General features: G+C 43.1%; 25 protein-coding genes. 13 read left to right on the forward strand and 12 right to left on the reverse strand.

What is annotated here, in order from left to right; translation table 11 throughout:
- The first annotated feature begins 1 nt into the window (after position 1).
- From tolA to pal, 3 genes are all read left to right on the forward strand, one after another.
- Positions 2 to 1324 carry a cell envelope integrity protein TolA gene (gene tolA / locus Aso01_RS01615; protein ID WP_042065081.1) on the forward strand — a complete coding sequence of 441 codons (1323 nt, stop codon included), beginning with the start codon at positions 2 to 4 and terminating at the stop codon, positions 1322 to 1324.
- A gap of 93 nt (positions 1325 to 1417) precedes the next feature.
- Positions 1418 to 2701, forward strand: a complete 1284-nt coding sequence (tolB, locus tag Aso01_RS01620) for a Tol-Pal system beta propeller repeat protein TolB (protein WP_004939365.1) — start codon at positions 1418 to 1420, stop codon at positions 2699 to 2701.
- 30 nt (positions 2702 to 2731) lie between these two features.
- On the forward strand, positions 2732 to 3301 hold the full coding sequence (gene pal, locus Aso01_RS01625) for a peptidoglycan-associated lipoprotein Pal (protein ID WP_004939367.1): 570 nt from the start codon (positions 2732 to 2734) through the stop codon (positions 3299 to 3301).
- 57 nt (positions 3302 to 3358) lie between these two features.
- On the opposite strand, the gene Aso01_RS01630 is transcribed toward pal, so the two are convergent.
- Positions 3359 to 3550, reverse strand: a complete 192-nt coding sequence (locus Aso01_RS01630; RefSeq protein ID WP_004939372.1) for an NF038105 family protein — start codon at positions 3548 to 3550, stop codon at positions 3359 to 3361.
- Between the two features lie 178 nt (positions 3551 to 3728).
- Between Aso01_RS01630 and Aso01_RS01635 the strand changes: the two genes are divergently transcribed.
- The 5 genes from Aso01_RS01635 (at position 3729) to Aso01_RS01655 (ending at position 7008) form a co-directional block, all read left to right on the forward strand.
- Positions 3729 to 4703, forward strand: coding sequence for a class 1 fructose-bisphosphatase (locus tag Aso01_RS01635; protein ID WP_004939373.1), 975 nt, complete (start codon positions 3729 to 3731; stop codon positions 4701 to 4703).
- Positions 4704 to 4752: 49 nt separating this feature from the next.
- Positions 4753 to 5529 carry a TrmH family RNA methyltransferase gene (locus Aso01_RS01640; RefSeq protein ID WP_004939375.1) on the forward strand — a complete coding sequence of 259 codons (777 nt, stop codon included), beginning with the start codon at positions 4753 to 4755 and terminating at the stop codon, positions 5527 to 5529.
- Positions 5530 to 5692: 163 nt separating this feature from the next.
- On the forward strand, positions 5693 to 6310 hold the full coding sequence (locus Aso01_RS01645) for an RNA polymerase sigma factor (protein ID WP_004939381.1): 618 nt from the start codon (positions 5693 to 5695) through the stop codon (positions 6308 to 6310).
- The gene (locus Aso01_RS01650) at positions 6297 to 6617 is read left to right on the forward strand and encodes a hypothetical protein (protein ID WP_004939385.1); all 321 of its coding nucleotides are present in this window, start codon (positions 6297 to 6299) and stop codon (positions 6615 to 6617) included. The genes Aso01_RS01645 and Aso01_RS01650 overlap by 14 nt, the downstream gene beginning before the upstream one ends.
- Positions 6607 to 7008 (forward strand): DUF3106 domain-containing protein, encoded by a 402-nt coding sequence (locus tag Aso01_RS01655; RefSeq protein WP_004939388.1) that lies wholly within the window; start codon positions 6607 to 6609, stop codon positions 7006 to 7008. Before Aso01_RS01650 ends, Aso01_RS01655 begins: the two co-directional genes overlap by 11 nt.
- Positions 7009 to 7065: 57 nt before the next feature.
- On the opposite strand, the gene Aso01_RS01660 is transcribed toward Aso01_RS01655, so the two are convergent.
- The 4 genes from Aso01_RS01660 to cxpE all read right to left on the reverse strand — a co-directional run bounded on the left by Aso01_RS01660 (position 7066) and on the right by cxpE (position 13339).
- Entirely contained in the window at positions 7066 to 9474 is a 2409-nt protein-coding gene (locus Aso01_RS01660; protein ID WP_004939391.1) for a CSLREA domain-containing protein, read from the reverse strand.
- Between the two features lie 14 nt (positions 9475 to 9488).
- Positions 9489 to 11306 (reverse strand): rhombotarget A, encoded by a 1818-nt coding sequence (gene rbtA / locus Aso01_RS01665; protein ID WP_004939394.1) that lies wholly within the window; start codon positions 11304 to 11306, stop codon positions 9489 to 9491.
- A 114-nt stretch (positions 11307 to 11420) separates the two neighbouring features.
- Complete coding sequence (gene hda / locus Aso01_RS01670) at positions 11421 to 12128, reverse strand: DnaA regulatory inactivator Hda (protein ID WP_004939397.1); 708 nt, start codon at positions 12126 to 12128, stop codon at positions 11421 to 11423.
- Between the two features lie 20 nt (positions 12129 to 12148).
- Positions 12149 to 13339 carry a chloramphenicol efflux transporter CxpE gene (cxpE, locus tag Aso01_RS01675; protein WP_004939400.1) on the reverse strand — a complete coding sequence of 397 codons (1191 nt, stop codon included), beginning with the start codon at positions 13337 to 13339 and terminating at the stop codon, positions 12149 to 12151.
- Between the two features lie 134 nt (positions 13340 to 13473).
- Here cxpE and purM point away from each other — a divergent pair, with 134 nt between their 5' ends.
- Together purM and purN are read left to right on the forward strand one after the other, a co-directional pair.
- Positions 13474 to 14544 (forward strand): phosphoribosylformylglycinamidine cyclo-ligase, encoded by a 1071-nt coding sequence (gene purM, locus Aso01_RS01680; RefSeq protein WP_004939407.1) that lies wholly within the window; start codon positions 13474 to 13476, stop codon positions 14542 to 14544.
- Complete coding sequence (gene purN / locus Aso01_RS01685) at positions 14541 to 15173, forward strand: phosphoribosylglycinamide formyltransferase (RefSeq protein ID WP_004939410.1); 633 nt, start codon at positions 14541 to 14543, stop codon at positions 15171 to 15173. Before purM ends, purN begins: the two co-directional genes overlap by 4 nt.
- Positions 15174 to 15232: 59 nt before the next feature.
- Here purN and Aso01_RS01690 read toward each other — a convergent pair whose 3' ends face one another.
- Together Aso01_RS01690 and sppA are read right to left on the reverse strand one after the other, a co-directional pair.
- Positions 15233 to 16036: an alpha/beta fold hydrolase gene (locus Aso01_RS01690; protein ID WP_004939412.1), complete on the reverse strand. Its 804-nt coding sequence runs from the start codon at positions 16034 to 16036 to the stop codon at positions 15233 to 15235.
- A 14-nt stretch (positions 16037 to 16050) separates the two neighbouring features.
- On the reverse strand, positions 16051 to 17067 hold the full coding sequence (sppA, locus tag Aso01_RS01695; RefSeq protein WP_004939415.1) for a signal peptide peptidase SppA: 1017 nt from the start codon (positions 17065 to 17067) through the stop codon (positions 16051 to 16053).
- A 133-nt stretch (positions 17068 to 17200) separates the two neighbouring features.
- Here sppA and Aso01_RS01700 point away from each other — a divergent pair, with 133 nt between their 5' ends.
- On the forward strand, positions 17201 to 18217 hold the full coding sequence (locus Aso01_RS01700) for a lysophospholipid acyltransferase family protein (RefSeq protein ID WP_004939417.1): 1017 nt from the start codon (positions 17201 to 17203) through the stop codon (positions 18215 to 18217).
- Here Aso01_RS01700 and Aso01_RS01705 read toward each other — a convergent pair.
- The 5 genes from Aso01_RS01705 to Aso01_RS01725 all read right to left on the reverse strand — a co-directional run bounded on the left by Aso01_RS01705 (position 18150) and on the right by Aso01_RS01725 (position 24291).
- Positions 18150 to 20576: a DNA internalization-related competence protein ComEC/Rec2 gene (locus tag Aso01_RS01705; protein WP_051061523.1), complete on the reverse strand. Its 2427-nt coding sequence runs from the start codon at positions 20574 to 20576 to the stop codon at positions 18150 to 18152. The two genes, Aso01_RS01700 and Aso01_RS01705, sit on opposite strands and share 68 nt — an antisense overlap.
- Before the next feature lie 77 nt (positions 20577 to 20653).
- Positions 20654 to 21340 carry a lipoprotein-releasing ABC transporter ATP-binding protein LolD gene (gene lolD / locus Aso01_RS01710; protein WP_004939423.1) on the reverse strand — a complete coding sequence of 229 codons (687 nt, stop codon included), beginning with the start codon at positions 21338 to 21340 and terminating at the stop codon, positions 20654 to 20656.
- Positions 21333 to 22568, reverse strand: a complete 1236-nt coding sequence (locus Aso01_RS01715; protein WP_004939428.1) for a lipoprotein-releasing ABC transporter permease subunit — start codon at positions 22566 to 22568, stop codon at positions 21333 to 21335. The genes lolD and Aso01_RS01715 overlap by 8 nt, the downstream gene beginning before the upstream one ends.
- Before the next feature lie 341 nt (positions 22569 to 22909).
- Complete coding sequence (locus Aso01_RS01720) at positions 22910 to 23815, reverse strand: DMT family transporter (protein WP_004939432.1); 906 nt, start codon at positions 23813 to 23815, stop codon at positions 22910 to 22912.
- Between the two features lie 8 nt (positions 23816 to 23823).
- Positions 23824 to 24291, reverse strand: coding sequence for a YaiI/YqxD family protein (locus Aso01_RS01725; RefSeq protein ID WP_004939433.1), 468 nt, complete (start codon positions 24289 to 24291; stop codon positions 23824 to 23826).
- A gap of 221 nt (positions 24292 to 24512) precedes the next feature.
- Here Aso01_RS01725 and Aso01_RS01730 point away from each other — a divergent pair, with 221 nt between their 5' ends.
- Both Aso01_RS01730 and Aso01_RS15855 read left to right on the forward strand, forming a co-directional pair.
- Positions 24513 to 25451 carry a hypothetical protein gene (locus tag Aso01_RS01730; protein WP_004939437.1) on the forward strand — a complete coding sequence of 313 codons (939 nt, stop codon included), beginning with the start codon at positions 24513 to 24515 and terminating at the stop codon, positions 25449 to 25451.
- 38 nt (positions 25452 to 25489) lie between these two features.
- Positions 25490 to 25636, forward strand: coding sequence for a hypothetical protein (locus tag Aso01_RS15855; protein ID WP_004939440.1), 147 nt, complete (start codon positions 25490 to 25492; stop codon positions 25634 to 25636).
- Positions 25637 to 25668 lie beyond the last annotated feature (32 nt).

A 25668-nucleotide genomic window follows, 5' to 3' on the forward strand; every position in this document is an offset into this window, starting at 1 on the left:
CATGAAAAATTTTCAAAAGCCCGCTTTTAAAGAACGATCAATTGCACTCGGATTTACACTTGGTGTGCATACGCTGGCAATTGTTGGCTTACTTTATTTGGGCTTAAGTAAACCACCTGAACCGCCTAAAAAAATCACCACTGTACTGGTGAACCCTGCCGATTTGGCTTTACCTGTTCAAGAAGCAGATACGACGAGTACGCAAGTCGCACAGAACATACAGTCAACACAAACACCCAATCAAGAAGCTCCCATTATTCCTGCAAGTCCTCCAGAGCAATCTCAATCTGAGGCAAATGCCGCCGCACTCGCAGCAGCAACGGCTGCCGCAAAAGCTCAAGAGCTGACACAAGCAAAAAAAGCAGAAGATAAAGCTCGAGCTGAAGCTCAAGAAAGATTAAAAGCCAAGGCAGAGGCTGTTGAAAAGACTAAAGCCGATGCAGCCGAAAAGGTCAAAGCTGAAGCCGCTGCAAAAGCCAAAGCTGAAGCAGCAGAAAGGGCCAAAGCCGACGCTGCTGCAAAAGCTAAAGCGGATGCCGCTCAAAAAGCTAAAGCCGATGCCGCTGCAAAAGCCAAAGCTGAAGCAGCAGAAATGGCCAAAGCCGACGCTGCTGCAAAAGCTAAAGCGGATGCCGCTCAAAAAGCCAAAGCGGATGCTGCTGCAAAAGCCAAAGCCGACGCTGCTGCAAAAGCCAAAGCTGAAGCCGCTGCAAAAGCTAAAGCCGACGCTGCTGCAAAAGCCAAAGCTGAAGCAACAGAAAGGGCCAAAGCCGACGCTGCTGCAAAAGCTAAAGCGGATGCTGCCGCAAAAGCCAAAGCGGATGCTGCTGCAAAAGACAAAGCCGAAGCAGCAGAAAGGGCCAAAGCGGATGCTGCCGCAAAAGCCAAAGCTGACGCTGCTGCAAAAGCCAAAGCGGATGCTGCCGCAAAAGCCAAAGCTGACGCTGCTGCAAAAGCCAAAGCGGATGCTGCTGCAAAAGCTGAAGCTGAAGCCCGTGAATCTGCAGCAGAAAAAGCACAGCAAGAAGCGGCACAGAAGAAAGCTGAAGCTAGACGCGTGGCTTCAAGTGCCAAAAAAGATTTCGAGCAGAAAATTTACCGCGCATGGAATATTCCTATGGGTGCAGCTGGTAAAAAAGCCACTGCACGTGTCACTTTAAGTGATAGCGGCTCTGTACTTTCGGTGGTGGTGAATTCCAGTGATGCAGATGTCAAAGCGAGTGTCGAAGCTGCGGTACGATCAGCCGCCCCTTATCCAATGCCGTCAGACCCAGATGCACGACGTGAAGCGCGTACGTTTACCTCGTCGTTTACAGCAAAATAATTTTTGATTGTGATTACATGCTTTAAATGGATTCAAAGCATGTAATCGTGCTAAAACAGCACAAGCCATTCAATTTGACCCTCTATCACGACTATGGATATGACGCGTAAACATTTACTTTCTTTCGCACTCATTGCGGCTCTCGGGATGACCGTGACTTCAAACACGTTTGCCCAATTGCATCTTGAAATTGCAAAGGCGCCTGAAGAAGCGCCTAAAATCGCGATTGTGCCTTTTGCAAATGATCAATCCTTGTTTCCGATTGTGGAAAACGACTTGAATCGATCTGGTCGTTTTAGCAGTTCTTCAAAAAATTTACCCGCTACAGCTTCGGTAGATCAGGTGCAGGCTTCAGCATGGCAATCTGCCGGCATTCCCTATGTCGTGGTAGGTAATGTTAAACCTGCAGCCAATAATGCACTTGAAGTACATTACCAACTTTACGATGTGCAAAAGCAGCAATATCTTTTAAATGAAGTCTTAACTGTTCCAGCTTCGCGCGTACGTCAGGCTGCGCATATGATCAGTGATGCGATTTATCAAGCCCTCACTGGTATACCGGGCGACTTTAGCGGGCGTATTGCCTACGTACTTCGTAATCCTGCTACTCCAAATCAGCGTTATACACTCCAGATCGCAGACACAGATGGCGAACAACCTAAAACCGTTTTATCGTCTCGTGATCCAATTCTATCACCGGCATGGACACCCGACGCTAAAAAGATTGCTTATGTATCTTTTGAAACCAAACGACCCGCTATTTATTTGCAAGATTTAGCAACGGGGCAACGCGAAGTTTTGGCAAGTTTTAAAGGCTTAAACGGCGCGCCAAGTTTTTCTCCAGACGGCAAATCGATGTTATTTACAGCGTCGATGAACGGCAATCCAGAAGTCTATCAAATGGATTTAACCACCCGCCAATTACAGCGCATGACCAACGATAACGCGATTGATACAGAAGCACGTTATGCACCAGATGGCAAATCCTTTATTTTTACCTCAGATCGCGGTGGCTCACCTCAAATTTATCGCTACAGTTTTGATGATTCATCGGTTAAGCGCTTGACCTTCCGTGGTGCCTTTAATGCACGTGGCACACTCAGTGCAGACGGTAAGAATATCGCATTGGTACATCGCCCTTCAGGTAGTAATTACAAAGTGGCCATCATGAATATTTCGACTGGTATCGTGAATATTCTGACCCCAACCAGCCTTGATGAATCACCAAGCTTTTCACCGAATGGCCAGATGGTGGTCTATGCTACCTATGAAGGAAGTCGTGGCTTATTGTCTATTATGTCGACAGATGGCCGCTTCCGAATGAATTTACCAAGTGAACAGGGTGAAGTGAGAGAACCTGCGTGGGCACCGAAATAACGCTTAGACATAATCTTACTGGAGATTAATATGAACGCTGTGAAATTATTTGTTTTACCTGTGCTGGCAACAGCGGTAATCATGACAGGATGTGCAAGCCGCAAACCTGCTGCACCTGTGACCACTGGAACGAATCCAACTGGCACGACCACTGTAAGCACAGAAGGTTTAAGTGAAGATGCTGCATTAAATGCAAAAAATCTGACTGGTGCGTCATCTAAAGGGGTCACTGCTGCAAATCGTGCCTTTCTGGCAAAACGCGTGGTCCATTTCGATTACGACAGCAGTGATTTATCCACTGAAGACTATCAAACACTTCAAGCACATGCTCAATTTCTAATGGCAAATGCAAACTCTCGTGTTGCATTGACAGGTCATACAGATGAACGCGGTACACGTGAATACAATATGGCCTTAGGTGAGCGTCGTGCAAAAGCAGTACAAAGCTACCTAATCACCAATGGCGTCAATCCACAGCAGCTTGAAGCAGTGAGTTATGGCAAAGAAATGCCAATCAATGCGGGTCATGATGAAGCTGCATGGAAAGAGAACCGTCGCGTTGAAATCAACTACGAAGCAGTTCCTCCTTTGTTGAAGTAATAGATAAAAAATATAAAAAGCGCCTTCATTGAAAGGCGCTTTTTATATGAATGTCTTTTACTGTGAAGTATGGTTTGAATCTGCTTCTTGGTGCTGAAACGACTCGATCAAATCGTGTTTATTAAACTCTTTATATTCAGGTTTTGCTTGATACCCTTCCCAAGCTGCAGCAATACTTTCTTTGGAGATCTCATCCAAACTCAAAGCTTCGCTCGGGGTGGGACTTGGCTCAAACTTCTTGGTCGTCATTTTTGCTGCTCCTACCCTCGGATTTCTCCTATGCCACTAAACATAACATGTTATGGCAAGCTTGCAAGCAAAAAATAACCAGAAATAAAGTAAGATAATTTTTCTTTTTGTCCAATCTCATCTAAACTATGCGCCAGTTGCAGATCACCACTATTCATCTTCTTCGGAGTTATTTTGTATGTCAAATCTCACCTTGGCTCAATACCTACAACAAAAAAATGGGAATTTGACACCTGAGTTGGCACAAGTGATTGAAACAATTACAAATGCTTGTAAAGAAATTGATCAAGCCATTCAAAAAGGAGCATTGGCCGATCTGCTTGGAAGCGCAGGTAACGAAAATGTTCAGGGTGAAACGCAGAAAAAACTCGATGTGTTATCAAATGATCTTTTGCTTGATGCCCTTCAAGCACACCCTCAGGTAGGTGGCCTTGCATCGGAAGAGCTGGACGATTTTACCCCAGGTCATCAAGATGGCAAGTACTTGGTTTTGTTTGATCCTTTAGATGGATCAAGCAACATTGATATCAATATGTGCGTCGGCACTATTTTTTCGGTTTTACCTGCCAAACAAGCAGTGACGCAAGCTGCTGACTTCATGCAGCCTGGTACAGCTCAGGTTGCTGCCGGTTATGTTATGTATGGGCCTTCAACTATGATGGCGCTTACCTTTGGTGCAGGCGTAGACTTCTTCACTTTCGATATCGAAAGCCGTGAGTTTATCTTGACGACTGCGTCGGTTAAAGTTAATGCGGATACTCAAGAATTCGCTATTAACGCTTCGAACCAACGTCACTGGGAAGCACCAGTTAAACGTTATATCGATGAGTTGCTTGCAGGAAAAACGTCGGTTCGCGGTAAAGATTTCAATATGCGCTGGATCGCATGTATGGTGGCAGATGTTCATCGTATTTTATGCCGTACTGGTATCTTTATGTATCCATACGATTTGAAAGATCCAAGCTCAGCTGGACGTTTACGTCTCATGTATGAAGCCAATCCAATGAGCTTTATTATTGAACAAGCAGGCGGTGCAGCAACCACGGGTCGCGTGCGTATCATGGAAATCGAGCCAAACGATCTTCATCAGCGCGTTCCTGTCATTATCGGCTCAAAAAATGAAGTCGATCTTGTGACCGGTTATCATCAGTAATTTTATCAGACTGTGATGTCAGTTTTGGCATCACAGTGGACTTTTATATATGTCGATTATTTATCTTGAATCTAAAGATAACCCCAAAATTAAACATTTACGCGGGCTGATCGAACAGCAAGCTTTTCGTAAAAAGAACCGTCAAACTGTACTTGAAGGCACACATTTATGTTTGTCTTGGTTACAGCAACAACGCAAAATTAACAGCATTTTTACCACTGAAGCCGCATTAAAACATCCAGATTTTGACGCCATCGCAGCGCAATATACTGGCCACGTGTTTATTTTAGCAGAAAGTTTGTATCGCGATTTAAGTACGCTTGGTACCTCACTGGCATGTTTGGCGATTATCGACTTACCTCAATCAAGTCAGGCCATCGATTTTTCTCAAGATACACTTATTTTGGAAAACATTCAGGATCCAGGCAATGTCGGAACGTTGCTTCGCTCTGCAGCGGCGGCCAATATTAAGCAAGTTATTTGCACCAAAGGTTCGGCATCTTTATGGTCACCTCGCGTGTTACGAGCCGGGATGGGTGCACATTTTAGTCTGTATACCTTTGAAAACGTTGCGCTTGATGTTGTACTTGATCAGTTTAAAATTCCGGTCTATGTGACCAGCTCGCACGAGGCGACCAGCATCTATGATCAAGATTTAACCCAACCTTGTGTCTGGATATTAGGGAATGAAGGTCAGGGTGTTTCAGATTATGCACTTGCCCATGCGCAAAGTGTCACCATTCCGCAGCCGGGTGGTCAGGAATCCTTAAATGTGGCCATTGCAGGCTCTATCTGTTTTTTTGAAATGGTTCGCCAACGACTGTAGAAACGTTAATTTATATTAAAGTCTCTCTTTTATCGAATAAAATCATTTAGACTGTATGTAAATAACTGTTGATGTTGTCAACCTATTCTTCTTATTGAGCGTTATATAGAACATGTAACCAGATAGGAAGAATGGGGATCGAATGACAGGATTTTCCATCTCTATGGATTTAGCGCCCAAACAGTCTCGAACTGAACGCAGTACCCATGAAGGTACTGCCGAACAACGTCTTAAGTTTTTTATGCAAGATGTGAGCGGTCGTGCGCTTGTCATGATGGAAAGTGCCACTCAAGGTCAGCAAGGCATTGCCATGGATCTGGTACAAGAAGCGTTTATTTCGCTTCACAAGTCTTACGCAGACAAGAGTATCGATGAATGGTATCCTCTTTTTTACACCATACTGAATAATAAATTACAGGACTGGCGGCGTAAGGAAGCCCGAAGGTCTAACCCGTTTTCTTTTTTTAAAAAAGTCAGTTTAGATTCCGACGACGAAATAACTGATGTTGTTGATGAAACAACACCTAATCCTTTTGACTTTCTGGATCAAGCCGTAACCATTGAAGAGATTCAAGACGCCATCAGCAAACTACCTGTTCGACAACAACAGGCGTTTATGTTGCGTGCTTGGGAAGGGTTTGATACTCAAACCACTGCTCAGATCATGAATTGCACAGAGGGAAGCGTAAAAACGCATTACCATCGCGCTATTCAGGGTTTACGCGCTTCGTTAGCTCATTTAAATCCATCTTTGGGAGGTTCATCAGATGAATCAAGATGATTTCACAAAGCGTGTGACGTCTAAGCTTGATGGACTCGCACGTCATCATAAAAACAAAGCTGTTGTCATGACCCATGTTCTTGAAAAAATCAAAGAAGAACCAAAGTCATACTATAGCGTGTGGAAAATGTCAGGTTTTGCACTGGCCGCAGCAATCACAGGTTTTGTGATTTTACCAAGCTCGTTTGATCTGACTGAAAAACCACAAAATCAAGTCATTGTGACACCAAAACTTTCGCCGCAAATGGTGGAAGATTTTGAAATGCTAAGTGTACTTGGCGAAGATAAGGTGCCTCATGGTAGCTAAACGACTCGCCATTGCCCTATGTGCTTTAAGCTTTCTGCAAACCAGCTTTGCAGGATTCGAGCGTTTTTGGTTTTTTTCCAAAGATGCCAATACGCAAGTCAATGAAACCTGGGATGCACTTTCCGATGACGAACAACGTGCACTCATACAGCGCTACCAATCGCTGAAAGAGGCACCAAAAGATAAAAAAATTGATTTGCAGCAGCGTATGGACTGGTTCACTCAGCTTCCAGAGCAAGAAAAACAAAAAATGCGAGATACTTGGCAAAAAATGAGTACTCAAGAACGCAACGATTTAAGAAAACGTATGCAAAATGCCAGTATGGAAGAGCGTACTCAAATTCGTGAAGAATACATTCATAAGTATCTGACGACCGCCGACCCGCAATAATACAGCGATATAACAAAAAAGAGGTCGATTGACCTCTTTCTTACTTTTAGAAGTTGACTATTTGAAGCGTCTGTATAGCGCAAGCCCCATAAGACCAATTACGCCGAATACACCAAGACTGCCACCCCCACCGCGACTGTCATTGGTTGTTGTTGCGGTATTGACCAGTTTGACTGTCGCTTGTTCAGACTTTAGACCTTCAGCATCGTAAATCACATATTTGAAGGAATAATTAAATGGGCTGAAGTTGTTTTTTACCTGTATACGCAGATTACCGCCATAACAAAGATTAGCAATATCATCACCCGGACAGTTACCTGTTCGGTCTGCTGCAATGGTAATACCTGATGGGACATCAATTAAACTTACTGCAAGCTCTGCCCCGTCATCGTTGCGATAAAATTTTGGTTTATTTGGATTTGACGTTAAGGTTGAACTTGGCCCATCGCCATCATCACTGTCATTGCTCAACAGATTAACGCTAATTTCTTGACTGCTGCCATATTGCAGACTGTACTCATCATCTTTTGCAATGGGTTTAATATTGACAAACTGTGCAAATAACAATCCAGATGACTGACTACTCGAATCCGTTTTTGACGTTAATGTATATTGGCAAATGTTGTATTCATCGGCTTGTGTAATGGTATCGTCTTTACGTGAAATAATGATCCGTTTTAAAGTCGGATTCCATTCACACTGTAAATTTGCGTCGTCTCTTAATTTGATTACGCTTGCGGTACTGCTTGAGTTATTCAATGTACCAATTCCAAAACGTTGCACGCTTACATTATAATTTTCCAGATTTAATGGCTGGATTTCATGCGCGGCGTTTTCATTGGCAAAACTTTTTGCAAACGGATCGACGTAAATTGCACGGTACTTTAAATTGGCTTTGGTATTGGTCACCAAGTCACTGTATTTTTGAAATTCATCGCGATATAACGGTAAAAACTTCGGATCTGTGGCACTGTCTTCAATCAGTTTCTTATAGGAATCCCTTAAGGTTTCATAACCTGAATTAGTATTTGTGAATAAATCGACCAATGATGTATTGGTTAGATTTTTTAAATCACTTGCGGTCAGTTTTAACAATTCAATCGAACCGATATCACAGCTATTGGCAGCAGCGGGATTCAGCAATAACGTCGCATCGGTAATCCGCTGAATACCACGTTGATCATTTTTGGCATTACAACTGGTCGAGCCGACATCAACCAAATCGCTTTGATTTTGATTATTTCTTGGAAAATATACAGGTAAGTAATTGGTATTTTTATCACCTGCACGTAAATCTTCGAACAGGCTTGAGAAGCTGGTGGTACTCACATCGATGGTATTGTGCTGTGTAGCTAAAACCTCATTACCGACATCACACTGCCCTTCTTTTGCAGCAGACAAAACCAGCGCATTATAAGATAAATTTAAACCGGTCGAAGTTTCTGATTTGGCATCACCGTATGCATAACGGCATGATTTTCCAGTATTTGCAAATAAAGCATTCAGGGTTAGTCTCTTGGTACCAGTCTTGTCGTATAAAAAGGTACTAAATGCTGTGTTTTTAACAATCGTGTTATTTTCAAGGGTTAAATTGGAGCTGGCATCAAGATTACTCGATTGCGAGTTTGATTGATCACTGCTGAATTTTATAATACTGCCAGAAGTCGGATTGGCAGTGTTGAGTGCAATCGTGTTAGCAGTTAAAGTTGCTGTGGGCGTTCCACAAAAGGTCAGTACACTGTCACTCGATGCACTGCCATTTTGTATAATGCTGTTATTGGTCAGCGTGAGAGTGCGTGGATTAAGCACACCGAAGTCACGGCATGCCATGCCCAGTACTGCATTGGTTGATGCTGTATTTCCCTGAATAAGACTATTACTGATCGTCACGGCACTGGTGCCATTTTCAAGATAAATTGCGCCACCATTGGCTGCGCTCGAGTTGAGGATATTTACCCGATTGAGCGTGGTCGATCCGCCTAAATAAAGCGCTCCCCCACGATCCGAACTACGGCCCTGACGTAACTCGAGATCATTCAAAGTGAGTGCAGATTTCGCATTGGTGGTATTTAAAATACGTACATTATTTTGTCCTGAAATCACAGTTTTCACTGCGGTCAGTGCAGGATACTGCTGGGTGATGGCATCTTTTTGCGTATAATCGAGCGCCTCTTTTCCTTTAATAATCACCTGTGAAGTCGGTACCAGCTCGGAACTCAAATTATACGTTCCCGCTTCAAGCTGGATGGTATCGGTGCTAGATGCAACGGTATTTCCAGCCGAACATCCACCATAGGATTTATTGGCTGCCGCGGCTTTAAGCGCCATGCGTAGTGAACATTTGGCACTTGAGTCACTGTCGATATCTTCAAAGGTATTCACGTATATGGTTTTATCTTCTGCTGCCATGAGTGACATGGCTGATAAAATCATTAATGTCAGTATTCCTTTTTTATAATTCTGCATGATTCATCCTTTTCTTACTGCTGACGTTTCCGACGCCACATCATCAATCCACTCAATACGATCAAGCTTCCCCAGCCGAAACTACCACCACCACCTGTACTGACTTTTTTATCTTCGAAGGTGTTGGGCGGGTTTTGTACAATACGCACAGGAATATCGATATACTTGCTGTTGGTCGACGAACTAAAACGGCTAAATGTGGTTACAACACGGATTTTAAATTCATCTGTTCCGTGCCAGTTGCCATTGGGTGTGTAAACCACATTTCCATCCTGATCGAGCGTTAACGCTCCCTTAGATGGCGTATTGGTTTGTATAACGCCCAAACAACCGACTTGCCATGCTTTACCGTCTGTACGTTTTCCTAAAATAGCCTCGCACGCACTCGCCGGAACTAATTCCCCATCTGTGAGTTGTTCTGCAATCGAAAATTTTGCCTGTTCACCATATAATATATCACTTCCCACAGTAGCGATTGATGAGGTGTCGATGACGAGTTCAATGGCACCCAAGTCACATGATTGATTACTACTACGAGATTTACCACGCTGATCGACTGATTCACATGCACCCGTGCCACTAATACGACCACGATTCACAATCAAAGAGTCATCTAAACTGTTGTAGCTAAGCAATAAGCGCGGTCTAAAAAAACCTAAAAAGGTCATACTCGGTGTAGCAAACGGACACAGTAATCCTTCAGCCGGTGCGAGTGTACATTTTCCTTCTACACTCGAGCCTGCAAATAGTTTTACAGCACCGAGATTAATATTGGGTGCATTACTTGAACCCGATCTACAGTCAGAATTCACCAGATTATTTTGAATCAAGCTTTTGTCAGAGCTTGTAAAGGTACAGTTCTTGGCAGTTTGTAATACTTCGTTTTGAACAATCCCGTTTTCAACCACAATACTATTGGCTAAATAGGCATTGCCAAGCGGCGCATCGAAATAGATACCTAAAGAGTTGCGTACCAATGTGTTATTATTCAAACTCTGGCCATCACGTAAATTGATGAGATAGCCCGTGTTTTTAAGGATTGTCGAATTTTTTACACCATATAACCCCGAACTAAAAAAACCCGCTGTAAGATCATCGCTAAACTTTGCTGCGCTAAAAAATAATGTCGGTGTCGTTGTAGTCGTTGTAGTGTTGTCTCGCACAACCGATTGAGTCATCACGAATCGGGGAAGATCACTGTAAATCACGGCGCCTTGGCTGGCAGTATTATTTTGCATCAAACTATTGATAATGGTGACTGATCCACTGGATTTATCTGTAGTTGATGCTTGTGCGTTATAAATTGCGCCACCCAAATTCGCATATCCATTTTTAAGCGTCACATAACTTAAAACGAGTGTCTCTTGGTTGTATATCAAACCACCCTGAGCAATACCACAATCTTTGGCACAGCCATCCAGATTCACTTCTGTGAGCTGAACATTATATTGCTCATTCTGGGTACTATCATCACGGATTCGAAAAATCTGATCAGCCCCTGTCATTTTGATGGTGGCATTATTCAAACCTAGCTGATTGGTAATAGTCGTGTCGTAAGTGGTTTTAATTTGCAATGCTTTTTTAATTTCAATTTTGCTTTTTAATTCATAGGTTTTACTTTTTTCAAGCAAAATAACCGGGTTGCTGTCTTTGCCCCCGCATCCATTGTAGCCTGATTCAGGCGACCCTCTATTAATGTACTCCACAGCTTCACGTAGCGAGCACAATTGGTCATCTTTCACTTCATCCGCTGTGGTGTTTACTATAATACTGTCACAGTACGCATGCCCCGCAATACACAACAAGCCAATGCCTAAGCCCTGCTTGAGCATATTATTCTCCTTAACATTCCATTTTTCATTATTTTTTTAAAGTTGCTCTATCCCAACAACTTTGAATTCTTTGCCTACTTTGTCACAGCTAGAGTAATTACTCAAGATCTAATTTTAGTGTCGATATTCATCTATCAATGCGTAAATCTGACGCAAGGTCGCATTGGATAATTTTGTCTTTTCGCCTTTTAATAATTTTTCAAGCTGGGCAATGGTTTGCAAGAGTAATGACGCTTGATGAGGCCCGTGCAAAAGCAAATAGTCTAAAATTTGCGGATCAAATTGCAAACCACGACGCGTCATGGTCGATACTATGAGTGCCTGCCGATCGGCATACAAACTACCATTGGGTAATTTTACACTGACTGCCTGCGTAAGACGCGATTGTAAATCCGGTAATTCCAGACGTAGTTCAATCGGGGCAACACGTGAAGAAAACACCAATTGTCCGCCCACTTCGTTATTGTAATTAATTAAGTGAAACACAGCTTTTTGCCAATGCGGAACACCACTGATCGATTCGATATCATCTAATGCCACAAGATCGTATCGTTCAAGCGAGGTGATGGCTTCAATAGGCGCATCTAAAAGCTCTAACAAAGAGACTTTAATGGCCGACTTTCCAATTTCGAGGTAGGAATCACAGATAGCCGAGAGTAAATGGCTTTTACCGGAACCCGCCCCTCCATAAATATAAAAGCGGTTCATTAATCCGGCATGTAACTGGCGTACGGCGTCAACCACATGTCCCCATCCCGGCCCGGAAAAATCGCTAATGCGGGCATCGAGCTGAGGTTCTATATCCAACTGTAGTTGACGCATAAATCCAATAGACCTTCGTGTTACTTCCGATCAACATCAATCGATGTATCAGTATCTTGCGGCTTTTTGACCTCAATATCAAGATCAACCGATTCAGTTTCTACACTGATACGCTCGCTGTCTCCAGTAGAAACGACCACTGCTGATCCACCATATAAAGCAGTATGTTCATAGGCTTCGCGAATGTGCCTGAGCAGAACCACAATGACTGCTGCCACAGGCAAAGCAATCAACATGCCTAGAAAACCAGCTAACTGTGCACCAGCCAATACGGCAAACACCACTGCAACAGGTGATAGGCCAATTTTATCACCTAACAAGAACGGCTGAAGAATATAACCTTCGACAGCTTGCCCAATCATAAAGACCACACCCACAAGCGCCAGTTGCATCCAGTCGACGCCAAACTGAAAGAGGGTCGCAATCACGGCCGCAATAATTCCGACTGCAAAACCTAAATACGGAATGATACTCGCCAGTCCGGCCACCATTCCGATAATCAGACCGACCTCTAAACCGATAAGTTGTAAGCCAACAGCATAGACAATCCCCAAAAGTAGCATGACCAAAAACTGACCTTTGACAAAAGCACCTAAAACACTGTGACACTCACGCACAATTTTTAACGTGCTGTGTTCATATGGACGAGGAATTAATCGACGCAAACTATTCAGCATTCGTTCCCAATCGAGCAAGAAATAAAACGAAATGATCGGGATCAATACAATGGTGCCGCCCACCTGAATAAAACTCAAACCAGATTGTGCCAAACGTAGCGCCATGCTTTGAATACTGTCTGCGCTGTAGTTGGTCTGAATGTACTCCATAACCACAGTCGAAATCTGATCGGTATCAATTTCCATCCGCTCAACATTAAAGTTGTGCGAAAGCCACGGTAAGAAGGTGGCATTAATCCAATGAATTCCCGAAGGAATACTGTCTCGTGCATAAATGAGCTGACGCCAAACTAACGGCACCACATACCACATCGCCCAAGTAAGTAATACTCCAATGCCGACAAACACAATACTAATCGAGAGCCAACGAGGCAGATGCAGCTTGCAAAGTTTATCAACCAATGGACTAAACAAATAAGCGATTAAAAAAGCGCCAATAAAAGGCAATACGACAGGTTTAAGTAAGTACAGGAGCCACAATAAAAGTGCTATACCTGCCAAGATGAACACGCGTCTAAGCATACGATCTTGCATAAATTCTAGCCTTTTTTTAATGTATTCGTTATAGATGCAAAAATAATTCAGTAAAGATAGCATTTTCGATCATAAATACCATAAGAGTTTCGTATATTCAGGTTATAATCTGCCGCCAATGCGGAGACTTCACTATGAGCAACTCAACTTCTACCCCTAACACTGGTTTAAGCTATAAAGATGCGGGTGTCGACATCGAAGCGGGCGACGCATTAGTCGACCGAATCAAGTCGGTAGCTAAACGCACCACTCGTCCTGAAGTAATGGGCGGTCTTGGTGGCTTCGGCGCACTATGCAAAATTCCAAAAGGCTATGAAGAGCCAGTACTGGTTTCAGGTACAGATGGTGTAGGTACAAAGCTACGCTTGGCACTCAATCTTAATCGTCATGACACTATTGGCCAAGATTTGGTTGCCATGTGTGTAAACGACCTTTTGGTGTGTGGCGCTGAACCTCTATTTTTCCTTGATTACTATGCAACAGGTCATTTAAATGTAGACGTTGCAGCCGACGTTGTGACTGGAATTGGTAAAGGTTGTGAGCTTGCTGGTTGTGCACTCGTTGGTGGTGAAACAGCAGAAATGCCGGGTATGTATGAAGGTGAAGATTACGATCTTGCCGGATTTGCCGTGGGTGTGGTTGAACACAGTAAAATCATTGATGGCTCAAAAGTCAAAGCGGGTGACGTTTTAATCGGAGTAGCATCAAGTGGTGCACACTCTAACGGTTACTCCCTGCTCCGCAAAATTTTAGATGTTAAAAATGTTGATTTAAATCAACAAATCGATGGACGTTCACTTGCAGATGTTGCAATGGAACCTACGCGTATTTACGTTAAGCCTGTTCTTGAATTATGCAAGCAAGTCGATGTACATGCTATGGCGCATATTACTGGCGGCGGTTTACCGGGTAACTTACCGCGTGTTTTACCAAATGGTGCACAAGCTGTGATTGATGAAGCATCATGGGAATGGCCAGAATTGTTCAAACTTTTGCAGCGTGAAGGCGGTGTTGAGCAGTTTGAAATGTATCGTACCTTCAACTGTGGCGTAGGCATGGTGATTGCGGTTGATGCGGCGGACGCACAAAAGACCATCGATGTGTTAAACGCACAAGGTGAAAAAGCATGGAAAATTGGTCATATCCAAGATAATCCAGCATCCGTTGAAGGCGCAGACGAAAAAATTCGTGTGATCTTTGCATGATAAAAATTGCGGTACTCGTTTCAGGAAATGGCAGTAACTTACAAGCTCTGATTGATGCAAATCTTTCAGGTGAAATAGTCGGTGTCATTTCCAACAAAGCAGATGCATATGCACTAAAACGTGCGGCAGATGCCAATATTCAAACCAAAGTGATTGAACATAAAGCGTACCCTACTCGGGAACTCTTCGATGCAGCATTGCATCAACAGCTTACCGAGTGGGAGATCGATTTGGTGGTCTTGGCAGGCTTCATGCGGATCTTGAGCGAAAAATTTGTACGAAACTGGCACGGAAAGATGATCAATATTCATCCTTCCTTGTTGCCTTTGTACAAAGGGATGCATACCCATCAACGCGTATTAAATACCGGTGATGTGTATCATGGATGTACTGTCCATTATGTGACCCCAGAGCTGGACGCAGGGCCAGCGCTCTTACAGGGAGTGATACCCGTCGGTCATCATCAAACACCTGAAAGTTTGGCACATCGTGTGCATAGCATTGAGCATAAAATTTATCCACAAGCTGTGGAGTGGATTTGTAACGGTACACTCAAACATCTTGAAAATGGTCAGATTTTGTATAAAGGCATACCACTGAATAAACCTATTCAGTTTTGTGATTTATAAATCAAAAAACGCATCCACGGATGCGTTTTTTATGACTAGGTTTTATGTGTCTAGATTTCTTAGTTCTTGGAAATCAATGTTTTAATGTGAGCAACGGTCTCTTCAGGATGCTCCAGAGGGAACATATGACCACCACGCAATGTGGTAAACGGAATACCTAAACTTTTCTTGGCTTTGTGCGGCAAGCGTCGTTTAAAAAAGTTACTTTGCTCACCCACCACCAACTGAATCGGCACGGATGGTTTACGATTAAGCGTCAGCCACCACCATGAAGGATTAGTTCTGAAAATCGCCACTTCATCCGCTTTTGGAATACTTAAGGTCACGCCACCTCGAACAGGATCTTCTGTCAAGGCGTAATCCAGATAGGCTTGAAAGCAGTCTGGATCAAAATCTCGATAAAATCCTTTAGGACGCAAGCGTGAAGCAGCATCTTCTCGTGACGGCCAATGGTCACGTCGGTGGACAGACAACCCAGCGGGCGTCATCCGATCAACCGTTTTTGGGCTAAAGACTTTTGCCAAATGAAAGGCAAAAGAATAAGCACCCAAAATTAAAGGCGGGTCGAGCATGATCACTTGCGAAAAAAGCTCAGGACGCTTGTAACTGGCCATCATGGTTAAAACTGAACCTAAGGAATGTCCTAGACCAATCACTTTTCGTCCATTTGCCTGACGCACAATGCTGTCAATCACTTGATCGACCAGATGTGACCAGTGATTGGTGACAGGATAGCGCTTATCTGGACCAATCATCGGCACATAAATAATGTCGTAACGATCGCTCAATAGATCGAACAGTTTTTGGTATACCTTCGAAGGTATACCGTTAGCATGGGCAAAATGAATTAAAGGCTTGTTCAAGTGATCCTCGAGATTTATTGGAGTTTCGCCTGCTGTTCCGTTTGCAGGTGCTGGCTCAACGATGCAGCGACACCTTGACCAAATTCTGAACCCATTCGACCTAGAATTGTTTCAAATGGATTGCGCTCAATGGTGTAATCTACTTTATTGTCTACTTTTAACTCACGCATCAAGGTTTGTAAATTACCTGTCCGGTCAGCCACACCCAATTTGACCGCTTGCTCACCCGACCAGAACAAGCCCGAAAATACGGCTGGATCATTCGATTTTAAGCGATTGCCCCGCCCCTCTTTAACCGCATTGATAAAATGTGCATGAACGTTATCTAAAACCGATTGCACATGTGCACGTTGTGCAGGATTAACCGGTTTGGTCATGCTTAAAATATCTTTGTTATCGCCGGATGTGAGTGTACGGTCTTCAATACCCAATTTTTGCGCCAGACCGGTAATGCCATAGTTTGGCATAATCACACCAATTGACCCCACCAGACTCGAAGGGTTGACAATAATTTCATCTGCAGCAGAAGCAATATAGTAGGCGCCTGAAGCCCCCATATCACCAATTACGGCATAAACCTTTTTATCTGGGTGCTGTTTTTTCAAATAACGGATTTCTTGCCAGATTTCATCTGACTGAACTGGCGAACCACCCGGCGAATTGATATTGAGGACCACGGCCTTACTTGATTTAGCTTCAAACGCTCGGGTAAGTGCTTTGTTGGTATCTTCACTATTGACCGATTTACTGCTTGAATCGATGGTTCCAATAATATTGACCACAGCCAAATGTGGGCTACTACTTGACGTACCGCTCGCCCCATCACTGACAGAACAACCACGGCCCAGCAAAACCAGCACGAACAGTACATATAAAAAAGTAAGCGTTTTAAAGAAGATCCCCCAACGACGACTACGACGCTGCTCTTCGACAGAGGCCAAAACAGCTTTTTCTAAAATCTGCCATTCTTGACCAGTTTTATTGTTGCTATTTTGCACTTCATTTTGTGGTTTAGGCGGCCAATCAGACATAAAAAATAACCCAAAAAGTTGAAAATACTGCCATTATATACACTGAATCGGGAAAAACTGTTTAATCGTTATGATTTAACTTATAATATTTTTATCCGACAAGCCTCCGTTTTTGTTTTTAAGCACTTTTATAATGACGACTTCCGATTCACGTAGCTTAATGTATCGCTTACTTAATTTTATTAGCAGACAGCCTATCCAGCTTTCTCGTCTATTCGCACGGATGCTTGCTAGCCTTGTAAATGGTTTGAAACTTACAAAAACATCTAAGACCATACAACTCAACCTAAAAATTACCTTGCCGTATCTCAATGACGAGCAGCGTCATGACATCATTCGTAACGCAATTCGAAATGAACTGATGTCTTATATGGAATTCTTTAGTATTTGGGGATCTTCCAACGAAAAAAATATTTCTCGAATTCATAGCATTCAAGGTGCAGAATACTTTCACCAAGCGGTCGCCGAAAAAAAGGGACTGGTTTTGATCGTGCCACATTTTGGTACATGGGAAATTATGAACGCATGGTGCGCTCAATTTACCGACATGACCATTCTATATAAACCAGTCAAGAATGAAGATGCCGATCGCTTTGTACGCGAAGCACGTAGCCGCGAACAAGCCAATCTGGTTCCAACTGACGAAAGTGGTGTTCGTCAAATTTTTAAAGCCTTAAAACAAGGCGGAACTACCGTGATTTTGCCCGATCATACGCCTAACGTGGGCGGCGAGTTGGTTGAGTATTTTGGTATCCCTTTGGCATCGAGTAATTTAAGTGCCAAGCTTATCCAGAAAACCAAAGCCAAAGCCTTGTTTCTATACGCCATTCGTAATGAAAATCACGGGTTTGATATGTATATCGAACCTATGGATACAAAAATCTATGAAGGCACAGATCGCGATGGCACAGCGGTGATCCATCGAGCAATTGAATCTTTAATTCAAAAGTATCCAGATCATTACCATTGGAGTTATAAACGCTTTAAAGCCAACCCTGAACTCGACAATCTTTACACCTTAAGCGAAGAGGAAGCACTCGAAAAAGTGCAACAGGTACGTGACGCCAATCAGCGCGAAAAGGCTATTGTGTTAACCAGCGGTATTGATGGCGATAAAAACGTGGCTGCTCATTCGCTTGATCAAAACTAAAAGAAATACTGCCTGCTTTGGCTGTGCTGAGTAAAGGAATTTGTAACGCTGCCAGTCGTGCCTGAACTTCAACACTAGGATGTCCATAACGATTGGTTGCACCTGCCGATGCAATCGCATATTGAGGCCGATAATGCTGTAAAAAATCATAGGCTGAACTATGACGACTCCCGTGATGCCCCAAAACCAAAACATCTACGCGCAGATCCGGATAATGTTGAAGTAATTTAAACTCGGTTTCCCAACCTGCATCTCCCATAATTAAAAAATGTCGTATGGGTTGATTGTTTTTAAACTCGATATGCATAACACATGACGATTCATTTCGATTCGTATCAGCACGTCCGGTCTCCTGAAGCGCTGGTGATAAAACTTGTATAATGGTTTCAGGTGTCTCAAAACGCTGTCCGGCATAGCACAGCTCAAAAGTAGATTGAAGTTTAGGCATTGGTTCATTGGCTTGAATCTGCGTAACCGATATTGCATCCAGAATCGCGGGTAATGCCCCGCTATGATCTTGATCTAAATGTGACAGTATAATTCGGTCTAGCTGCTTTACGCCCTGTGCCTTCAAAAATGGCACCACCACCTGCCTACCTACACTAAACTTTTGCTCGTCGTGATTGCCGCCAGTATCGAGCAGTATTCGTTGTGTCTGATCTTGGATGAACACAGACTGTCCTTGACCGACATCTAACACCACTAATTGGGTAGGTGATTTTAATTGTGCAGGTAGAAAAACAGGCACACAGCATATGATTGACCAGCATTTAGGCACTGTGCCTTTAGGCAAAAATAAAATTAAAATGCCAAATGAAATGCTGATGATCATCCAAGGACGAAGTGCAAAATATTGTAACTCCGGTGCAAAGATATGATCCATCATATTAAACAGACCCAAAACAGCCTGTAATACCCCATCATTGAGTTGAAAAATCAAATGTCCAAATGCAGGAAGGATGAGCCAGAAGCATGCAGCGATAACATCTAAAGGCACCACGATGGCACCCAGAACTGGAATGGCAATGATATTGGCAAATGGAGTCATCCAAGAAAACTGTTTAAAGAGCAATAAGGTCAGGGGTAACAGTGCGAGAAAGATTTTCCATTGTGTCTTGATGAGAAGCTGCGCAGCATATCCGATTCGAATACGCCAAGATTGACCAGTCTTTTGCTCCTGTACAATTTCCTGATAAATACGAATCAGAATAAAACAGGCCCCATAAGATAGCCAGAATGCTGCCGAGAGTATGCTAAACGGATCGATAAATAATAGAACAGAAGCACTGAACAGCAACAAGAAACTGGCATGTACAGGACGTTTTAAAAGTATGAAAATACTCACTATGGTTACGGTCAGCAGCGTTCTTAGAGCAGGAATTTCAAACCCCACCAACGCGCAATACAGGAGTACGCATAATAAAAATGGAATCAGCATCAGTCGCTGGCGTGGAATCACCAAATAAATTGCGGCGTAGTATCGATTGATCAATTGGATAATACACCATGTCATCAGCGCTGCAAAAATAAGCACATGCGGCCCAGATATCGCCAGCAAATGTGAAATACCAAAGCGTTGAAACTGCTGCTCAAGCTCAGGATCAAGAAGACTTCGATCGCCCGTGAGTAAGGCCAGAAGTAAGCTTTGATGTTGTAAGGAAGAGGCAAGAAAATAGCCTCTAAATTTTAATCTTAAGTGCTCGGCAGCAAGCAAAAATTTTCGAGTCCAAGATTGTTGCTGTTTCACATGATCATAATATCCTTCACGTAGCGCCTGTTCACTTGAAAGCATTTCGAGTTGTACAACTTTGCCACGCCCTTGCCAGTTTTGTTGTACGAACCATTTTTCTACATCGAATGCACCTTGTATAGCGTAACCATGCACAGGTTGACGCTGAATCACGGCACGATAATACTGCCCAACAGCTAAACTATGCGCCATGGTATCAGCAGGGATAACTGTTTCATCTATGGAAAGTATCCAGTGAATGGAAGCATCATTTTCATTGAGAATCTGTGCAGGCTGTCTGATTCCGTTTTGAGACTGCTCCCCCATACGGTTGATGTAGATGATGTATGAGTCGACTGAAGAGGTCGTGACACGATGCTCAAGCCGCGTGGTGAGTGCCTGATCGGCGTAATAGACGCCACAGCTAAACGACAAACACACCGAAAAGATGCCCAATAAGCCGCCTAACAATTTCGAAGAGTTGAACTGTTGGGCCACACGTAGATAGATGAGTAAAAATAGGAAATATAGACCGATCGCGATACCGAGTGTGACAGGCGATATTGGATCAAATATATGCCCCATGGTTGCAATTCCTGCAACCCACCCCAGAAAAATAAGCTTTAGCATTGTTATTTAAAATCTATTTTATGTACTTGTATTATAAAAATTGAAAGCCCCCGAAAGGGCTATCAATACGCATAAAATCAGACTGGATCGACCCAAAGGCCATCTTGCATATGTAAAATTGAATCTGCAGATTGTGCCAACTGCTCATCGTGGGTCACGATCAGCATGGCCATATTGAATTCTTTTTTCAGCTCGGTGAGTAGCTCAAAAATACCCAGTGCCGTTTTGCGGTCTAGATTTCCTGTTGGCTCATCTGCCAGCATCACTGCAGGACGCCCAACCAGTGCACGTGCCAATGCAACACGCTGGCGCTCTCCGCCAGATAATTCACCAGGCTTATGCGTTAATCGATGTGACAACCCAACACGATCAAGTAAGTGTTCAGCCTGTTGTTTGACCTCTTTATAATTGGTCTCTGCACGAAGCATCAGCGGCATGGCCACATTTTCAAGTGCCGAAAACTCAGGTAGTAAATGGTGAAACTGATAGACGAAACCCAAATAATGATTTCGTTTATAGCCGCGCTGCGCTTCACCCAGATTATCAAAACGCTGACCATCCAGAAAAACCTGACCCTGACTCGGCGTATCGAGTCCGCCCAGTACATGCAGCAAAGTGCTTTTACCTGAACCACTTGCTCCAACAATCGAAACAAATTCCCCTGCTTTTACCTGAAGCGATAAGCCTTTAATCACATCAACTGTCGATTTTCCATCGGTAAAATGCTTATGAATATCTTTGGCTTCAAGGACAATCTTACTCATAGCGCAATGCCTCCGCAGGTTGAATTTTCGCTGCACGCAATGCCGGATAAATCGTGGCAAGAAAGCTCAATAACAGTGAAACCGACACAATCAAAGCCACATCTTGCCAGCGTAGATAAGACGGCAAGTAATTAATGAAATACGCATCGAATAAATGTAAACCAAGCGCGGTATTGAACCAGTCAATGATATTACTCACGCTTGAAGCAAAAACGACTCCTAAAATAGCACCCGCCACCGTACCGATCACACCAATGACTGTACCTTGAACCATAAAGATTTTGGTGATGGTGGCTGGTGATGCACCTAGTGTTCTTAAAATCGCGATGTCTGATTTTTTATCGGTCACTACCATGACCAGTGAAGACACAATATTGAATGCTGCAACCAAAACAATCAGGAACAATAGCAAGCTCACCATGGCTTTTTCCATTTGAATGGCGCTAAACAAGTTACCGTGAGTATAAGTCCAGTTAGACGCATAGAAATTGGATGGTAAGGTCTTCACAATATCGTCTGCCACTTGAGGTGCTGCAAAAATATTGTCCAGTTTAAGACGAATTCCTTGGGCGCCATCGGGTAAGCGCAACAGTGTAGATGCATCATTCAAGGCAATATAGCCCATCATCGAATCTACTTCGGCACCAATACTGAAGATGCCCACAATTTTAAATCGTTTAAATCGTGGCACCACCCCAGCAGGTGATGGCGTCGCTTCAGGCAAGACCAGCGTGACACTGTCGTTTAGACCAAGCCCCAGTGCGTCGGTCATTTGCTTGCCGAGTACAATGCCGTATTCGCCTTTTTTAAGGCTGTCGATACTACCTGCCACCATATGGTTTTGGATAATCGAAACCTTTTTTTCATAGCTTGGTTCGATCCCGCTGACCATAATACCGGCAACTTGGCCTTGTGCGGTGAGCATGCCTTGTAATTGTGTAAATGGTGCAACACCAGTGACATGAGGATGACCCTCAATTTTTTTAGCAAGTTGAGGCCAGTCGGTTAGAATCTGGTTCGATGAAATCGTGGCCTGCGGTACCATACCAAGTACACGATTTTTCAACTCGCGATCAAAGCCGTTCATCACGGACAAAACGGTAATCAGTACCGCAACGCCCAAGGTCAGACCAATCATCGAAACCAAGGCAATAAACGAAATAAAGTGATTACTACGCCGAGCGCGGGTATATCGCAACCCTATATACAGCGAGATTGGTTTAAACATACCACTTAGTCCAAGGTCATTTCATAAAAGAAAAAACAGTATTTATTTAGATACTGCGATTAACATCGATTACGCACAGATACACCAAAAGAATCTCGATAAAACTTCACCCAGCAGACTCTTATTATTGAATGACCCTTACGATTCAGATTATATAGCGGGCTTATTTTGTACCAGATACCGCAGTAGATCAATTTGATCGTACCGATTACTACGAAATCGAACAATTAAGGCATAAAGATCAACATTTTGATGTACTTTATGAAGCGTATGTTACCCAGTTTTAAGCCAAATTCAATCGTACTTGTCTGTGCATTATATTAGATAAGCTAAAGTGATCCTCAAGATTTGATGTGTTGTTTGTAGCGTCGATTGGCCTGAATATCACGATAAAAATATAAAAATAACCCACTCAAAATAATACAGGTACCTAAAATCATCATGAGTGAAATCTGCTCATGATTAAATAAAGCGCCAATGACCAAGGCCAGTAAAGGCGTCATCACATTGGTGAGTGATAATGTGGTCGGTTCAATGTTTTTGACCAGTTTAAAATAGCAAAACATTGCAATCAGTGATGCCATGATCGTGGTGTACAACAAGGCCAGTAATGACTTCATTTCCGGCAGATGCGTAGGTGCATGTGACCATACAAACGGCAGTACACACAAAGACACCAAGGTAGAAACCAGAATTGACCCAGTGGCTTGTGCCATCGGCACGACATCGGCATTGACCTTTTTTACCCAAAAAATTGAGCTACAGTAGATAAAGACACTCATGAGCATCAGACCGATGCCCAGCGGATGCACATGCTGTGATGACCCGCCAAAGCAGATCAATGCCAAACCGACAATTGCAATGGCCATACCCGTCCATTGCAGGCGATTGAGTTGCTGCGCAAAAGCAAAACGGCCAATCAAACCGGCAATGATAGGTGCAAGCCCAAACATTAGAGCAATCACCCCAGAGCTTAGATACTGCGTGGCAATATAGGTAAACACCTGCGCGCCAATTAAGCTAAACGAGCCTGCAATATAGCTATGAATGGCGTTTGGATTGAGTGGAAAACGAATTCTGAGTACCAGTAATATCACTACAGCAATTGGCAGCGCCAAAAAGAAGCGTAACATCATGGCCCAAAGTACATGCAGATCCGCCACGCTCCAGACAATCGCCAGTGGAGTCGATGCCCAGATCAAAACCAAAACAATATAGGTCAGTATGATATTGCTTTTTGAAGGCATAGCCGGTCTCAAAGCGTTTTACGCTTTTGCTTTAAAATGGTTTGATCAAGCGCACTTGAAAACTCGCGTTTATCGCGTTCGGAAATGGGCGGTGGTCCGCCAGTTTGTACGCCAGCACCCCGCAGGGTGTCCATAAAATCACGTAAATGCAAACGTGCTTTTACATTGGCATCGGTATAGATTTCACCTCGTGGATGAATCGCAATACCACCCTTTTCAATCACTTGTGCAGCTAAAGGAATATCCTGAGTAATCACAATATCATGTGCCTGCATGCGCTCGACAATTTCACGATCGGCCTGATCGGCACCACTCATAACCTGAATCGATTTGATCCGGACAGATGGCGTAATGCCCACGTTTTGATTTGCAACAAAAATGACTTCAAGCTGATAACGATCTGAAGCACGCAAAATGACTTCTCGCAGAATCTTTGGCAATGCATCGGCATCGACCCAAAGTTTAAATGGCAACACGCAATTTCAACCTTTTTAAAGAGGCCTTTATTTTAACAGACTTGAGATTTGATGGTGACCTGTAGGCTTGTAATTTTTACATAGATCTAATACGCCGACATCTCGATGAAATTCAAAAAGAAAATTAAAATATTTTTTACATAATTGCATATCAACACTTGAAAAAACTTAGATATGCTCGATTTATATATCTAAATCTTTTAAAAATTCTTCAGGGTTATATGAAAAATCAAAACAGTCCAGAAATCGTTACTATTCAAGATCAAGGTTTTGGCAACCATGGCGAGCATTGGGCGTTATTGAGTGATACACCTGAACAAGTCGTGCCTAGATGGCTCAGTATGGCACTCGACGCTCCTATGATGCCAATGGGTTTATGTGAAACTGAACAGGATATGGATACCGACGTATGGTTGATTCAAGGTCCGTCTGAATCTGGGATTAAAGTCAGCCAGATTATTACGGTTGAAAATAATAAACCGCGCGCGCTGAAAACTGCATTTCCAAGTTTTGAAAGCCCATATAAATATAATGCTGTGATTGATCGTATCATTGCCTGCGAATCAAATACTCAGGCTGTTTTAAGGTTGAGTTTAAATAAAAATACCACTATTTACGCTTACGATAATCTATATAGCGTCAATCACAATCAATATGAAAAAAATCAGGCCTATCAAGTTCAGTTAAATGCTTGGGCCTATGAACTTGAAGTCGTTGCCGACAACGAAACCATTGAAGTCGACGATCCGGCATCAATTAAACATCATCGTGCGTTAAATGATATTTTATCGGCCAATAACGGTGTTGCGCCTGAAAATCTGCAAGAATTAATCGATGCGTGGCAACCTAAAACACCTGAAGATCAGGAACCTGTAACGGTCGATTTTTCTAAAATGGTGGCTTATTTATTTGGCGAAACCATGGGCCAAGAAGACGAAGCTTGGTTTCAAGGCAATATCGTAGGTAAATCATCGACGACATTTATGGATGAAACCTATACCCTTTATGATGTGGTGTTGGTACTAGAAGATGAGCTACCTGCAATATTAATTCGTCTCGCCACTAAAAATAATGCCCACGAAAATTTTGAAATTGGTCAGTATATTCGAGGTAATATCTGGATTCAGGCGAATATTTATGCTAAAAGTAAAGTCGAATAATAGCGTTTCAACGAATAATTAATAAATTAGGCGTATTGATGAAAATTATACCTGAACAATCGACCAATCTGATTCAATTGAGCGGACAGCGTATTAAATTCGATACAGTTGCATTATGCTTTTTTGCACTCGGAATGTTTTTAGCAGCAGTGATGATCCATTATTTTGGTTTCTTATCGCTTTAAATGAATCATTAAAAAAGCCCCACATGATGTAG

Source organism: Acinetobacter soli, assembly GCF_000760595.1.
Lineage (GTDB): Bacteria > Pseudomonadota > Gammaproteobacteria > Pseudomonadales > Moraxellaceae > Acinetobacter > Acinetobacter soli.

Bases quoted from the DNA above. Each gene is read 5' to 3' on its own strand.
- lolD (WP_004939423.1), bottom strand. From the start codon at position 21,340: ATGAGTAAGATTGTCCTTGAAGCCAAAGATATTCATAAGCATTTTACC.
- tolA (WP_042065081.1), top strand. From the start codon at position 2: ATGAAAAATTTTCAAAAGCCCGCTTTTAAAGAACGATCAATTGCACTC.
- Aso01_RS01715 (WP_004939428.1), bottom strand. From the start codon at position 22,568: ATGTTTAAACCAATCTCGCTGTATATAGGGTTGCGATATACCCGCGCT.
- Aso01_RS01655 (WP_004939388.1), top strand. From the start codon at position 6,607: ATGGTAGCTAAACGACTCGCCATTGCCCTATGTGCTTTAAGCTTTCTG.
- tolB (WP_004939365.1), top strand. From the start codon at position 1,418: ATGGATATGACGCGTAAACATTTACTTTCTTTCGCACTCATTGCGGCT.
- Aso01_RS01720 (WP_004939432.1), bottom strand. From the start codon at position 23,815: ATGCCTTCAAAAAGCAATATCATACTGACCTATATTGTTTTGGTTTTG.
- Aso01_RS01730 (WP_004939437.1), top strand. From the start codon at position 24,513: ATGAAAAATCAAAACAGTCCAGAAATCGTTACTATTCAAGATCAAGGT.
- Aso01_RS01705 (WP_051061523.1), bottom strand. From the start codon at position 20,576: ATGCTAAAGCTTATTTTTCTGGGGTGGGTTGCAGGAATTGCAACCATG.
- Aso01_RS01650 (WP_004939385.1), top strand. From the start codon at position 6,297: ATGAATCAAGATGATTTCACAAAGCGTGTGACGTCTAAGCTTGATGGA.
- pal (WP_004939367.1), top strand. From the start codon at position 2,732: ATGAACGCTGTGAAATTATTTGTTTTACCTGTGCTGGCAACAGCGGTA.
- Aso01_RS01640 (WP_004939375.1), top strand. From the start codon at position 4,753: ATGTCGATTATTTATCTTGAATCTAAAGATAACCCCAAAATTAAACAT.
- hda (WP_004939397.1), bottom strand. From the start codon at position 12,128: ATGCGTCAACTACAGTTGGATATAGAACCTCAGCTCGATGCCCGCATT.
- Aso01_RS01635 (WP_004939373.1), top strand. From the start codon at position 3,729: ATGTCAAATCTCACCTTGGCTCAATACCTACAACAAAAAAATGGGAAT.
- Aso01_RS01645 (WP_004939381.1), top strand. From the start codon at position 5,693: ATGGATTTAGCGCCCAAACAGTCTCGAACTGAACGCAGTACCCATGAA.
- purM (WP_004939407.1), top strand. From the start codon at position 13,474: ATGAGCAACTCAACTTCTACCCCTAACACTGGTTTAAGCTATAAAGAT.
- sppA (WP_004939415.1), bottom strand. From the start codon at position 17,067: ATGTCTGATTGGCCGCCTAAACCACAAAATGAAGTGCAAAATAGCAAC.
- Aso01_RS15855 (WP_004939440.1), top strand. From the start codon at position 25,490: ATGAAAATTATACCTGAACAATCGACCAATCTGATTCAATTGAGCGGA.
- Aso01_RS01630 (WP_004939372.1), bottom strand. From the start codon at position 3,550: ATGACGACCAAGAAGTTTGAGCCAAGTCCCACCCCGAGCGAAGCTTTG.
- Aso01_RS01700 (WP_004939417.1), top strand. From the start codon at position 17,201: ATGACGACTTCCGATTCACGTAGCTTAATGTATCGCTTACTTAATTTT.
- rbtA (WP_004939394.1), bottom strand. From the start codon at position 11,306: ATGCTCAAGCAGGGCTTAGGCATTGGCTTGTTGTGTATTGCGGGGCAT.
- cxpE (WP_004939400.1), bottom strand. From the start codon at position 13,339: ATGCAAGATCGTATGCTTAGACGCGTGTTCATCTTGGCAGGTATAGCA.
- purN (WP_004939410.1), top strand. From the start codon at position 14,541: ATGATAAAAATTGCGGTACTCGTTTCAGGAAATGGCAGTAACTTACAA.
- Aso01_RS01660 (WP_004939391.1), bottom strand. From the start codon at position 9,474: ATGCAGAATTATAAAAAAGGAATACTGACATTAATGATTTTATCAGCC.